Consider the following 12405-nt stretch of genomic DNA (forward strand, 5'->3'; position numbering starts at 1 on the left):
TCCTGGGTATCGAGCCGGTCAAGGAACGCTCTGCGTGGGAACCAGAAGATGCGCCAGCCGATTCAAGGGCGGATGTGGTTGACGTACTGCTGGACACAGCCCAGCAGTACGTCGATCTCGACGAAGTGCTCCTAGACCGGGGATTCTACAGTAACGAGGTGTATGCAACGATTCACGACCGCGGGCTTGTGTACATGACGCCAGTGCCGAAGTACGAAGACGATTACGAGGCGATCGGGAAAATCAAGAGCAAAGAAGGAGTTGATGCCGCTGTCAAGAACGATGTTCCGTTCGCCATCGATGGCGAACTCCACCACACCGCAGAGTTCCTGTACGTACCAGCGACTGATGAGGAAGCTGAAGGAAGCTATGCCGTGTTCGTGACCAACCGTGATCACGTCGCTCCCGACGAGATCATACACGTCACCAACAGCTACAGCCGACGCTGGGATATCGAAAATCAGTACAAGTCGGTGAAAGCGTTTCTTCCCAAGACGTCCTCGAAGGACTACCGTGTTCGGTTGTTCAGCTTCACGTTCGCAGCATTGTTGTACAATCTTTGGAGGCTTACCGATTACTTGGTGAAGCTCGGAACAGACCGCGAGATCAGGTCGCCGCCGGTCGTGACCGCCAGGACATTCGTCCGGGCGGTCAGTCAATCTCTCCGACAAGGTGGTTAAGCGGAAAGCACTCGGTGTGGCTCGCCTGCGGCAAGCCGCAGGACTCGCGTTCTCTCTCCTAAATCGCGTGTTGGACGCTGCTCGGCACATCTTGCTTAGCGAACCAAGGATTGCGACATAGGATTCGAGAGAGTTCTACTCGGATTTTATTTGATTCCTCCGAAGCTCGTTTGTAGACGCTCTACATCCCAGAAACGTGTTCCTCTGGAAGTCAATTCTCGACCCGAAACGGATTGTCCACCCGAAACAGGCGAAGCACTCGAAATGCAGCTTGCATACGTCAGCCATGCGTCTGACTGAATCTTATCGTAATCGCTCAGAATCGCTAGCGCATGGAGCCGATTACGCTCCGACTCTCCACAGATACGCTCGATGACGTCGACAACGAGGCCGAAGAGCAGGGTCTGAGTCGGGCAGAGTATCTTCGCGAGATCGTCGAGAATCGCCACGAACACGAAGAGATTCGGAGCGAGTACGAGGCGAAGCTCTCCGGCTACGAAGAGAAGCTGAGCGAACTCGAGACCGAAGTGAAGCGATTACGTAATGAGAAGCGACTGATCCTTGAGCAACGCGAAGAGAACACGGAGTTGGTGGAGTATGTTGAGACAGAGAAGTCGTTAACCGAACGCAAGGCCCAAGCCGGGATCGTCACACGCGCGAAGTGGCTTATCACCGGGATGCCAACTGAGGAGGCGGAGTAACGATGCCCGAATGTGACGAGTGCGGAGGGTTCGTTACTCAAGACTTTATTCGAGTGTTCGGCATTGGCGGCGAGGTACACGGCTGTCCCCACTGTATGACCAATCGAGAATTAGGTGACGGTGAGGCAACCTCGAGGACCGGCCGGTCGACGACTGATTGACGGTAAAAAGCGACGGAGTGTTACAGATCTTCCAGTCGTGATTCGAGTTCTTCACCGGCCTCGAGTGCCTTGCCGTGATCGGCCTCGAGATTGAAACCGACGACGCTGGCCGCGCCAGAGAGAACAATAGCGTTATCGAGGCTGAAGTAGAGCAACCCGATGTTGTCGACTTCGCCCCGAACTGCCGTGTCGCCTACATCAGGGTCCTCTGGATTGATCATCTCACGCCGTCCGAACTCTTCAACGGCTGATTCTGCGGCGTCATTGTCCTCGAGGATACCGACCGCCGCCATCGCGATGTCAATACTGTCACCATCCTCTTTTTCGAATGTCTTCGGGTTATAGGGGACTTCTTCGGTGTCGAAGCCGAGATCCCATTCATCGTCGTTGTCTTCGCTCTCATCACTCTCGTTCCCAGCGCCTTCCCCCGGATCATCCTCTTCCGATTCTTCCCAGCCGTCGCCATACCAGCTGGCCTCGAGCATTACTTCTTGTTCGTCACCCTCTTCGAATCGAGGGCCAGTGACAGCGTTGGTCACGCTGCTGGTGCAGCCTGCGAGTGCCGCAATCGTTGTGCTGCCGATACCTGCAATCGCCTTGCGTCGCGTAGCGTCCTTCATCAGTTACAACCCCACCAGTTGGTGGTAAGCGACTCACCCGCTGTGACACGGAATACATGTCCTGTTAGGACCAGATCGCATAGTGGAGAGGCGAACGCATCAAAATGTATTCAGTAGTTAGTGATATCTTTAGCGATTTGATTTTTCAACATCATATACATTTTATTATACTGTGCTCGCACATAAACTCAGAGAACTCACCGAGCTGCTCGCCTTCGAGCTCCCCGACGAAAGAACCGTCCCGGTCTCCCGTGGCGGAGACTCGAAGGATGATGCGTAATGTCCGGGGACGACGGGACTGAACGCTGTCCGAAGTGTGGTGAGACGGACGGAGAACTGGTTGATATCGAGTCGTCGGACGACTTCGACCATGAGAGGTTTGCCCGAAGAACCCGCTCTGGAAGGATCTTCTCCGTCCTCCACTGCTCGATGCGATCCACGACGGGCGGCGGGAGCGTAGTCGCACCGTCGCTGTCGAGCAGAGACTGGCCCAGCTCTGTGAACCGAGAATCGGCGTCGTAGACCGACACGGTGCCGCGTGACCACGAGAGTATCCCGATCTGACCATTCTCCCCAATAAATGAGATCGCCACGGGTCACGGCATCGAACGCAATCGACGACACGGTCGGTGGGAACGTTCCAACAGTCGGGTTCTCTGTCTCTCGTTCAAGGAGACCGGCCGAGTACGAATCATCCGTGCCCATGTCACGAGTCACGGTAACAGCATCCATAATTCTACAGGCAGACGAACAACCTATGGCTTCGAATGCCGCTCCTCAGTCTGGGGATCGTGTGCGGTTGCATACGGCTCGTGCGGCTGCAGGGAGGCACCACCGAATTCAATAAATCCATCGCACCAGAGACAGACACTGAACAAAATTGGCAGCCCTGCCGAATTATATGTTGACTGAAAGACTGGTGTCTCCTTTTCACAGTACGGACATGGCATGAGTTCAGCACCACTATCTAGCATCTCTTTCCCGACCCCATGATTGAGTCTGTACCAGCGGACCACGTTCTGAACAAGCCTCATAGGTCCCAGTACATCTACGTAGCATGCAATCGTAATACTTTGCTCACTGCTAGCAATAAGCATGAAAAATAACCGTAAAATAGGGTATCATAGAAAAGTTCCCATACCCTCTCTCTGTGGCTACCCGACAAACGATAAGTACAGAGCAAGTAGTGTGCGACCTTTTCAGTGAAATAGCTATTTGGAAAACATGGCTCTGTTGAAACCCTCTTCTTTAGAGATTTATTTGCGTGAATATACCGTACACTACATGTGCATATCTTACGCGGTGGGCCAACTTACTGATCTACATTCTGAATTTCCTCATAGTCCCGTAATATACCCAATTCCGTAGTATGCACCCGCTGTGAGCAGAATCGTCCACAGAGCAATAGCAGCAGTCATCCAAACTGCGACGGAGCGTTTCCTCGATCCAACAGTAAGGGCGATAGCCGCAGCCAGATGGACACCGGTCGCAACTGGCGAGACGAGCGCAAGACCAGGAAGTCCGTAGCGATTCCACAATACTAGTGCTCGTTTTCTCCGCTTCGAGGGGCCAGAGTTCGAGTCAGTCCAATTCTCCCACCACGTTTTCAGCCGGTCGTAGAGAACAATAATCCCGTAAATCGGAAGCACATTCCCAAGAAAGGCGAATAACGCTACTGCAAGAGGATTCAACCCAAGTCCAATTCCGATGGGAACCACGACGAGGATTTCGAGTACTGGTACTGCTGCCATTACGAAAATTACGATGTATTGCACGGTCCCGTCGGTTTGACGAATGAGATCGCTTACATTCTCGGATTCGAGCGTAGGAAGAGCGAGCAAATCAGTGCTTGCAGCAACAGCAAGAGTGATGAGCAAGCCGATTCCGATAGCGAGCCCCCATGGTAACGGGTGTGTTGTACCGAATCGACGCCAAAGTTCAGTGAGCTGTTCTCGGATCATAACGACCGGTACGCTATCAGCACATATGTCAATATCCAAATATGCTGAAACTTTGTATATGTTTATATATTAGTTTCTTCTGACAATATTGGCGATCGAGCCGGGAAGTATCTGCTCTTCCGTGTTACCGCGAGACAGGGTTGAAACGGTACTATCATTTATTTATCTCGCTTCCCTCCATTCAGTATGGTGTCGTTTCGGGATCTCGGCTTGTCGAGCTACGAGGAACGGGTCTATAGAGCACTACTCAGCGTGAGAACAGCTACTGCTGAGGAACTGTCTGAGGAAAGCGGTGTACCGATGGGGAGGATCTATGATGTGCTAAATGGACTCGAATCACGCGATCTTGTCCACTGTAATCCAGAAACTCATCCGCGAGTCTACTCGCCAATCGACACCGAGATGGCGATCGATCGTCTGCTCCGTAACCGGAAACGAGACCTTGAGGTCGAACGAACTCGTTACGAGAACGTCGCAGCGGAGCTTCGTGCACAGCTTGGCAGTCAGCCACCGACCGATGGACGGTTTTGGGAGACCAGATCGCGTGACTCCGAAATTGAGTTCGTCCACGCTCAAATCAAGCGCTTTTCGGATGCCACTGATGAGGTATTGATCGTCGGTGATTCGGTAGTAGTACACCAGTTTCTGACCGTTATCGAGCCCCTCGAACGCTGGTTAGAGTCAGTAGCGAACGGCTCAATTCGCGTTCACATTCTCCTGTCCGAGCATTTGTCCGATGAGGGAGACCAGTTACTGCAATTGTTACGCGCCACTGGCCAGTCGGTCGAAACGCGGCTCCATCCATCTGTCACGGCAAACTTCGATCTGATCGATCAGCGCGACCTGTACCTGTACGTGACTGATCCGTTTGCCCGCTCACGGCCTCTGGGAACGATCCACGTAACCGAAGACGCCCTTATCGAAGAGTTGATAGACGAATTCACAGCGTATTGGCGGGAAGCTGAGACCCTCTCAGAAAGTATGTGACTCACCAACTTCCTCATCCCGTACCTTTGCTGTGTTTACCCGTTATTTCGCTGTTTGTGAGCTAGGACAGACAAATAGTCTGCTGGTACTGCTCCTCTATTTATAGCAATATTCTTCACAACTCTCAGCAAACTCGGCTTCTTCTTCGTTAACTACACGCTCTGTACTGGTCGTTAGATTGCTTGGTCAAGATTGTGGACGATACACGCAAGAGCGAGTTCACGGAACTGCTTCCACCAGCGTCGTGAACGGACGAACGCACCGTACTTCCGCTTGAGCGTTGAGTTGACTGTCTCTGATTGACTCCGTTGGCCATAGATGTCGGCGTCTAAGCGTGCGTTCCATGCCTTGTGAAGCGGTGTGAACTCACGATGCTTGATTAGTGGACGAATCTCGTGTTGACGGGCAAGCCGTCTGATTTTCTGGTCGTCGTAGCCTTTGTCCCCGAGCAGGATGTCGATAGTCTCGGGGTTGCGTTTGATCAACGACGGAGCGATCTGGCTATCGTGTTTTCGTGTCGTCGTCACGTGTAAATCAAGGACTGCGTTCACTTTGGAATCGACTAGCAGTGTTACTTTGAGTTGCTGAATCGTGAGTTTGGCTCGTTTCGTGTAGTGTTTGGAGGCGTGACTGCGGTCGAAGCCCGAAGCATCGATCCCCGCAACGCCGTTGGTCGGGAGCAGTGAAACAGAGAGAGTGAGGAGCACTCGCCAGACAGCCATATCGAGTCTATCGAACGCTTTGCACAGTGTTGATGGGGCTGGCAGTTCAGTGAGATTGATCGCGTTCCGGATACGGGGCATCTCGATGAGTTCGTCGAGGAGTGTACGATAGGTCGTGTTCTTCCGAACCTTGAGACAGAGGAGAACGATGTGCTGATGGAGCGTGTAGCGTTGTTTCGAGAACTTCGAGGAGTATCGAGCTACGGCACGTTTCGCTAACTGAAATGCTTCCTCGACAAATCGGAGCAACCGAGACTTTGGGAGGGTCTGCATCTACTCAAACTACCGACTGAACCTGTAACTCACTAAGGATTTCAACAGAGCCGAAAACATGATTCTAAGAGAGGCGATTTTCAACCTATGGTGGGTATCATTTGGTCGCCATTATTATCATGCCGTGCGCCAACGCTGAGGGCTAACGCAGCAGTTAACAAGCCCACTGCCGAGGCCATGAAAAACCATCCCAACCAGAGGCCAAAGACAGAGATACCTACACTAACAAGTGCAGCTCCCCATGTTATGCGTCGGTGGTTGGTCCATGTAGCGATTCCGCCGATAGCGACGAGGCCTAAGAGGAGAGTTGCCCAGAAGAACAGCGTGGACGCATTGCCACCAGCATTCCCGACAAGGTAGTCGATACCAGCTATACATCCTCCGGCACCTCCACTTGTCTGATGACACGAGACTGAGCCGAATGCACCCATTAGATAGAGAAATCCATATACTCCAGCCAGACCGGCCAACCCAGCAGCGATTCGGGCAACACGTCTGGGACCGACCGTTGTATTAGCCATATAGAACAAGACGCAGTATAGGATCTTTAACATTCGCCTGATAAGTGTGCAATTCACTAAGTATGCAAGTGTAGTGAACGGATAGTTCGATCCAGATCGCGTGAATAGAACGTCATGCGGATCATTCTCTGATACTCTCTTCTGGATACAATGAGCGACGATGTGAGCTTCGCGGGGAAGCCCAAGTCAGGCGGGCTTTCCCATGTGATTCCCCAAAGCTTGCTTCGCTACGCGGAGTGCCCTCTCAACGAGGTCGAGGAGTGCGACTCCCATAATCGACTTCTCGACCTTGTTCTCTCAAACCATTACGGATCAATCCCGACGCTGTCCGTCGTTTCCAATAGAGCAGGTAGCGCGGTTTCTTTACTCAGTCTGACCTATGACAAGTAGCGCTCTTAGCGAACACCGAGATATCCAGCAGCTTCGGTAGCGATTTTTTCTGTCGTCGTCTCGACGAGGTGCCCCTCTTCGCGCTCCATATCGGCATGCCGAATCGTGATGACTGTCCACGGGTTTACGTAGCTCTCCCTTGGTAGGCCGCCCGAGACGAAGTCATCATCAGTGAGCGGGATTGCAACCGCCCGTCGCGTCGTCGTGGCCGCCGCGTAGAGCGCTTCCTCGTCGTGGAACGGGTGTGTGCGATCACTTAGGCAAACGTACGGCCGGTAGTCGTGGTCCGCGAGAAGATCGGGGCCTTTTACGACCGTGCCGCGCTCGTAGACGTCTGTCATTCCTCGTCGCCGTAGTAATCGTCCGTCGTCGAAGCGGAGCTGGCGTTCGTCTGTGCAGCGTAGGAGGCGAGACGGTCGTCCTCGGCGATGGCCCAGTATCGGCCACGGTGGCGAACAAGGCCACGATCATCAAGGCGGGAGAGTGCAGCGCCGACGCTCCCGCGATTGATGCCGGTTGCTTCGTGGAGTTCCGTCTGCGTGAACGCCTGATCGCTGTGGGCCGCGAGGAATTGCAGCAGCCGATACGGGTGCGTCCCTTCCTGGAGATCGAGTGCGTCCACGGGTTCTTCGTCGAACCGGTCGATGCTGATTGGCATATGAAATAGAACGCAATATAGCGCAATAACTCTGTGGGTGTAGGGAATGAGAAATCCTTGGCATCGACAGATAGCGGGCGGAAACCTGTGAGTGTGAGTGGAACCGAGCAATCTCACAACCAGATCCGTCACTCGGTCCGGTCGGGGCGGACTTCGCGCCGAAGATTACCGATAATCCCCAGCGTTTCAGCCGCCATCCGAAGTTTCTCTTCTACGTCTTGCCGGACGTTGTAGACTCGGCCTGTCGAAACGCCCCTTTTGTCTGCGATTTCTTCGGTGCTCGCGTTAGTGAAGTGGGCGCGAACAATCGCTTCAGCCTGCCGTTCAGTCAGTAGCCCAGTCTTGGTCAGCCTGTCTACAGCCCCGTCGATGTCGATCTCGTTTTCGACGTACGTATCAATTAGCGTTTGAACGATATCCCGTGTCATTCGTCGTCCTCGTAGCGCACGTCAACAGTTGTCTTGGTTTCATGACCGGCGATCGTGATCTTGTCGACGAGTTCGCTCCGGACCGCGTCTTCCCAGACATCGAGTTCGGTCTGCCACCATTCGTCCCACTCGTCGCTGTTCTCTTCGGGGTCGCCGATCTCGTCGCGGAATCGAGACCGAAACTCGGCCAGAGACGGTAGCTGTGGTAGTTATTCGCCGGTTTGTGTATGTGACCGAAGACGAACGACTCAGGACCGAGATGGATCGGCTTCGGGCCCATCTCGAGTAGGGTAGCGCGTGTGGTCTACGGAAACGTGTAGGGACGAGTTCTACTCGCCCTCGAACGGCGTCTCGAGCTGCAGCTTAGCCAAAATTCAACTCCCGAACTACTGATACGAAGAACACTTCTCCGCTATCATATCTAGTAATGAACGTGGTTATAAACAGTGCCAGCGACTGGTCCGACAACAATGCAGACGGTGATACGCCACACGCTTCAGGTGCTGTCTCTATTACTGTGTGGAGCGTGGCTCGGGATGAATTACGCAATCGGCATGGATCCGCTGGGTATCGCTTGGATTGGCAGTATCATTACTATACTCGCAGTGACTCTCCTCCAGTATCAGCCATCCGAGCCCACAACCAACAACAGCATCTATGACGTTGATGCAGCGCGAAAAGCATACTCAGATGGAAAGATTTCACTAGAAGAGATGGAACGACGCGTCGATGTTGCACTTGACCCACGATCCAAACAACTGCGAACGTACGCCGAAGAGGTAAGGGGGGTCGGTCCAGAGATTAGTGCCGCACTGTCTGGAGAATACAGAACGATAGAAGAGGTTGCAAATGCGTCACAGTCCGATTTAGAACGAATCTATGGAATCGGTCCAAACACTGCATACGCGATCAAACAACAATTCAGCCACGAAAAATCCACTCCACCTTCTGAGGCCGAGTACACCGACGGAGAAAAAAGCCAGTGACGTACTGACTCCGTTGAACTGCTTTCCGTGGTCACTGTCTGGATAAGGAAAAAGTCGAAGAACCCGCTCCGGAAACTCGAAGTGCGCACGCTACGGCCAGCGCTCGTCGAGAACCAGCGGATAGATTCCGATCGCTTCCAGGCAGATCGTTCACTCGAGCCGAGAACGGAACGATCGGAGGAAAAGGCATGAACGAAAACAGCGATAGACAGAAGAAGAGGGTGTCATAGAACTCTTCTCACACCGTGATCACGGTACTACCTGGATTGTCTCCTCGTTCGTAGTTGGTGATTGCGACGACGAGGCGAAGACACAGCGCAAGGAACACCTGCGCTCGTGCGTGGACGCGGCCTCGGGCGTGCGTTCGCCCGAGGCCGCAGTCCTTGACTGATTCGTTAGTTCGTTCAACTCCAGTACGACGATTGTACGTCTCGTCTAGCGTCGATTGCTTCAATTGAACGTCTTCACCGTGTTCCTCGATTCGGTCTTCGACCCTGTACTCGATGTCTTTCGGGTCGTCAGTGTTTCGTGGGTTGTACGGAGCGACTGGCACGACCCCTGCGGCCAGCAGGTGGTCGTGCCAGTCGAGCGTGTCGTAGGCGCTGTCTCCAAGCATCCAGATCGGTGTATCGACGGCGAGCGCGTCACGCGTGACGCGCATCGCCGTCTCCTCCGGTGCTTGCTTACTCTTGGTGAACTCCGCTGCGATTGGGATCTTTGACCCGGTTGAGACGATCGTGCAGCCGTATCCGTGGTAGTACTCTTCAGCGGTTGGATCGTAGCACTTCGACGCATCTGGATCGGCGGGCATCGCCCTCACGTCGGTTGAATCAATGCAGTAGGTCACATCGAGCAGGCCGCGCCGGGCGGCCTGCTCGACGAGTCGGTCGAAGACGTCGTCAACGACGTGTTCGAGGTCAGTGAGGAAACGATCGACCGCGTCTCTCGACGGCGGTCGATCGAAGCCACAACTCAGCCAGACAACCGTGTTCCGAAGCTCTCGTTCAACGGGACGGATACCGTAGATATCGTGGTAGTAGCAGTGGAGAAAGCCACGCATCAGTTCTGGTGGCTCGTGCTCTCGTGTTCGCCCCGTCTGTGCCGGGGCGAACACGTCGAACTCTGCGAGAAATTCGAAGGAGAGATGCTCAAACAACGCTAGCGTTTCGGTCTCCGCGACATTGAAGAACGTCTCTACCGAAGCATCATCTTGCAGGGTCGCTGAACTCATACCACCTCAGCGTTCACCCTGCTCTTTGGTGTGCTAATCGTTCTATGACACCCTCAGAAGAAAGGTACCTGTCACGACGCCTCTCGCCTCGAGATGGCTGAAGACCGGCTTAACGAGGAGAGTGATTGAGAATGTATCCAGATGACCCACGATTGGGGCGAGATCCTGAAAGCGTTGAAGACTACTTGGAGATGTCCGAGGGCGAACACTTTGAGAAAGTGATGGGACGGTTAGAGGAGCGCGATGAGTGGATCATCCAACCAGAAGGAGATTCCAGTGAGTGACGCACAACCTTCCCAGCGAGTCAGTCGTGACAATCATTACTGTATTACCCGCAGATATACTATTTTACTTGTGAATAATACTATTTTGGAGGGGTCTAAGTGCGAGATTCGGATACTCGTACCGTGCAGCCCGAGAACGAGGACCTCGGTGACGCCAACTGGCTTCACCTCACTGAAGGCGAGCAGATCCAATGGTCGGGCCGGCCGGCATGGGTAACTGTCGCCCCCGCGATTGCGGTCGGTATCGTCATCGCGATCGTGGGTATTGTCCTTTACCTATGGGGGCGATGGGTGGTAATACGGCAGGGACACTCATCACACTGAATGGCATATGCGTCCGACGTGTTGTCTGCCCCTCCCCTGCCGTCACCCCACCCCCCCCTTTCGATACGAGAGACCCCGCTCGAATACGACGCTCACCTGAGGACTTATTATGACATAGTAACATGTTTTATATGCAGGGGGCAGGTGGACACCCCCAGTTCAACCCCCTGCAAAGGAGGATTAAGCTACGTCGGTTACCCCTTCCACGACGTAGCTTTTCAGTGCTATCGACCTCCTCGAGGTCGTCGCAGGAGACGTTCACTAAGTGAAGACGACGCGGCCGAGTCAATCGACGATCGAGAATCGCAAGACAGCAGAGGCAAAAAAATTCCCTGCAGAAATTTCACCTCTCCCTCTGGCGAGTCGGCCGACGGTCGCGAGGAGTGGATCGTGACTGTCACCGAGCAGTTCGAATTCGCCGATGAGTATCCCTTTGCCGGGCTTCGAGAGGTAGGACTCGAGGCTCTGATAGTCGTCCTATCCATCGTCTTCCATCACAACCCGCGGATTCATCTGCTCCTGAACGAGCATCGTCTGAGCAACGTAACAGCAGAGGTCGTTCGAGGAGATTACGATCGCGTTCCGACTGACGTGCCGGGGTTGAACTCCGTCAAGTCCTCAATCCGCTGTTCTAGTTCTGTGATTTCTTGACGCAACTCCTCGGCTTCTGGATCGTCACTCAGCGCCAGTTGGTCTTTCAGTCCTTGGAGACGGCTTTCCTTGCTTTCCTCGTCAACCTCAGCTTTGCGGACGTACTCACGCTCGTCGATCTCATACACCGCCGACTCTGAGAGTTCAGTCACCTCGAGCGCCTCATCGACCTTCTCGCGATCAACGGACATGAGCCGCTCGCGAGGGATGCCGGCGTCTTCGAGCACACGGAGCACCACCTCATCGGCTTTGAGCGAGCGGTTGCGTCGAGTCGTGCGTTGGACCGATCATACTGGCCGTATACTGGCTTATCGTGGTGAAGCCGGTCAAGAAGGACTTCACGGACCTCTGTCCGAAGATCGCCTGCATTCCGTTGGACATCCGAGAGTAGTGTATAGAGATTGATGAGCACTGGCGTCTCCCACTCGTCGAGTACCGCTGGATTATGCCGCTCGAGAGCGTCGATTAAGAGCAGCATGTCGGCGTAGACGTCAAGATCTGGTTCCGTCCGGTCTTGCTCCTGCTCGTCAGTGGAGGGAGAGACACCCGTGATGAGTTGCGAGGTTGTTGGCTCGTCGGTCTCAGTGAGCGTCCCCGCCCGGTCGTTGCACTCATACCGAGGGTGAAGACTCAGCACTGCCGCGTACGGTTCCGCGTCCAGGGGGAGCCGTTGGAGTTCGAATGTGCCCCCGGAGTCGGTGATTCGGCCGGCTAAAGTCTCGAATTGGTCGCGTTGCAACGGCTGCGAGTCGCCGGTATCAGTGAACTTGATCACGATACGAGACTCTTGAGCACTGGTAATACGAAACTGCTTCTCAGTGAGCGGT

15 protein-coding genes and 2 pseudogenes are annotated in these 12405 nt (G+C 54.1%); 7 read left to right on the forward strand and 10 right to left on the reverse strand.

Translation table 11 applies throughout. The annotated features are described in order from the left end of the window. From PGX04_RS02820 to PGX04_RS34355, 3 genes are all read left to right on the forward strand, one after another. A partial coding sequence (locus tag PGX04_RS02820; protein WP_273737125.1) for a transposase occupies positions 1 to 680 on the forward strand: 680 nt, incomplete at its 5' end. Positions 681 to 1012: 332 nt separating this feature from the next. After that, the gene (locus PGX04_RS02825) at positions 1013 to 1381 is read left to right on the forward strand and encodes a ribbon-helix-helix protein, CopG family (RefSeq protein WP_273737126.1); all 369 of its coding nucleotides are present in this window, start codon (positions 1013 to 1015) and stop codon (positions 1379 to 1381) included. A 2-nt stretch (positions 1382 to 1383) separates the two neighbouring features. Next, entirely contained in the window at positions 1384 to 1542 is a 159-nt protein-coding gene (locus PGX04_RS34355; RefSeq protein ID WP_425498426.1) for a DUF7563 family protein, read from the forward strand. Positions 1543 to 1562: 20 nt separating this feature from the next. Here the strand turns inward: PGX04_RS34355 and PGX04_RS02830 are convergent, their stop codons facing one another. Next, entirely contained in the window at positions 1563 to 2162 is a 600-nt protein-coding gene (locus PGX04_RS02830; protein ID WP_273737127.1) for a hypothetical protein, read from the reverse strand. Positions 2163 to 2441: 279 nt separating this feature from the next. Here PGX04_RS02830 and PGX04_RS02835 point away from each other — a divergent pair, with 279 nt between their 5' ends. Next, a complete protein-coding gene (locus PGX04_RS02835) occupies positions 2442 to 2684 on the forward strand; it encodes a hypothetical protein (RefSeq protein WP_273737128.1) in 243 nt (80 codons plus the stop codon). Between the two features lie 815 nt (positions 2685 to 3499). Here the strand turns inward: PGX04_RS02835 and PGX04_RS02840 are convergent. Continuing rightward, positions 3500 to 4123 (reverse strand): small multi-drug export protein, encoded by a 624-nt coding sequence (locus PGX04_RS02840; RefSeq protein WP_273737129.1) that lies wholly within the window; start codon positions 4121 to 4123, stop codon positions 3500 to 3502. A 186-nt stretch (positions 4124 to 4309) separates the two neighbouring features. Between PGX04_RS02840 and PGX04_RS02845 the strand changes: the two genes are divergently transcribed. Next, positions 4310 to 5110 (forward strand): TrmB family transcriptional regulator, encoded by an 801-nt coding sequence (locus PGX04_RS02845; protein ID WP_273737130.1) that lies wholly within the window; start codon positions 4310 to 4312, stop codon positions 5108 to 5110. Between the two features lie 173 nt (positions 5111 to 5283). On the opposite strand, the gene PGX04_RS02850 is transcribed toward PGX04_RS02845, so the two are convergent. The 6 genes and pseudogenes from PGX04_RS02850 to PGX04_RS34975 all read right to left on the reverse strand — a co-directional run bounded on the left by PGX04_RS02850 (position 5284) and on the right by PGX04_RS34975 (position 8293). After that, complete coding sequence (locus PGX04_RS02850) at positions 5284 to 6105, reverse strand: IS5-like element ISNma2 family transposase (RefSeq protein ID WP_273737131.1); 822 nt, start codon at positions 6103 to 6105, stop codon at positions 5284 to 5286. A gap of 710 nt (positions 6106 to 6815) precedes the next feature. Beyond that, positions 6816 to 6899, reverse strand: a pseudogene (locus PGX04_RS34360) (IS5/IS1182 family transposase); the annotation flags it as partial. Between the two features lie 122 nt (positions 6900 to 7021). Further along, on the reverse strand, positions 7022 to 7357 hold the full coding sequence (locus tag PGX04_RS02855; protein ID WP_273737132.1) for a hypothetical protein: 336 nt from the start codon (positions 7355 to 7357) through the stop codon (positions 7022 to 7024). Next, positions 7354 to 7674, reverse strand: a complete 321-nt coding sequence (locus PGX04_RS02860; RefSeq protein WP_273737133.1) for a MarR family transcriptional regulator — start codon at positions 7672 to 7674, stop codon at positions 7354 to 7356. The genes PGX04_RS02855 and PGX04_RS02860 overlap by 4 nt, the downstream gene beginning before the upstream one ends. A gap of 128 nt (positions 7675 to 7802) precedes the next feature. Then, the gene (locus PGX04_RS02865; protein ID WP_273737134.1) at positions 7803 to 8102 is read right to left on the reverse strand and encodes an RNA polymerase sigma factor sigma-70 region 4 domain-containing protein; all 300 of its coding nucleotides are present in this window, start codon (positions 8100 to 8102) and stop codon (positions 7803 to 7805) included. After that, the gene (locus PGX04_RS34975; protein ID WP_465263786.1) at positions 8099 to 8293 is read right to left on the reverse strand and encodes a DUF8009 family protein; all 195 of its coding nucleotides are present in this window, start codon (positions 8291 to 8293) and stop codon (positions 8099 to 8101) included. The genes PGX04_RS02865 and PGX04_RS34975 overlap by 4 nt, the downstream gene beginning before the upstream one ends. A gap of 345 nt (positions 8294 to 8638) precedes the next feature. Between PGX04_RS34975 and PGX04_RS02875 the strand changes: the two genes are divergently transcribed. Beyond that, a complete protein-coding gene (locus PGX04_RS02875) occupies positions 8639 to 9088 on the forward strand; it encodes a helix-hairpin-helix domain-containing protein (protein ID WP_273737136.1) in 450 nt (149 codons plus the stop codon). 238 nt (positions 9089 to 9326) lie between these two features. Here PGX04_RS02875 and PGX04_RS02880 read toward each other — a convergent pair whose 3' ends face one another. Beyond that, positions 9327 to 10319 carry a transposase gene (locus PGX04_RS02880; protein ID WP_273737137.1) on the reverse strand — a complete coding sequence of 331 codons (993 nt, stop codon included), beginning with the start codon at positions 10317 to 10319 and terminating at the stop codon, positions 9327 to 9329. A 131-nt stretch (positions 10320 to 10450) separates the two neighbouring features. On the opposite strand from PGX04_RS02880, the gene PGX04_RS02885 reads away from it, so the two are divergent. Continuing rightward, the gene (locus PGX04_RS02885; protein ID WP_273737138.1) at positions 10451 to 10603 is read left to right on the forward strand and encodes a hypothetical protein; all 153 of its coding nucleotides are present in this window, start codon (positions 10451 to 10453) and stop codon (positions 10601 to 10603) included. 893 nt (positions 10604 to 11496) lie between these two features. Here PGX04_RS02885 and PGX04_RS02890 read toward each other — a convergent pair. After that, positions 11497 to 12405, reverse strand: a pseudogene (locus PGX04_RS02890) (DUF7983 family protein); the annotation flags it as partial.

This window comes from Natrinema soli (assembly GCF_028618695.1).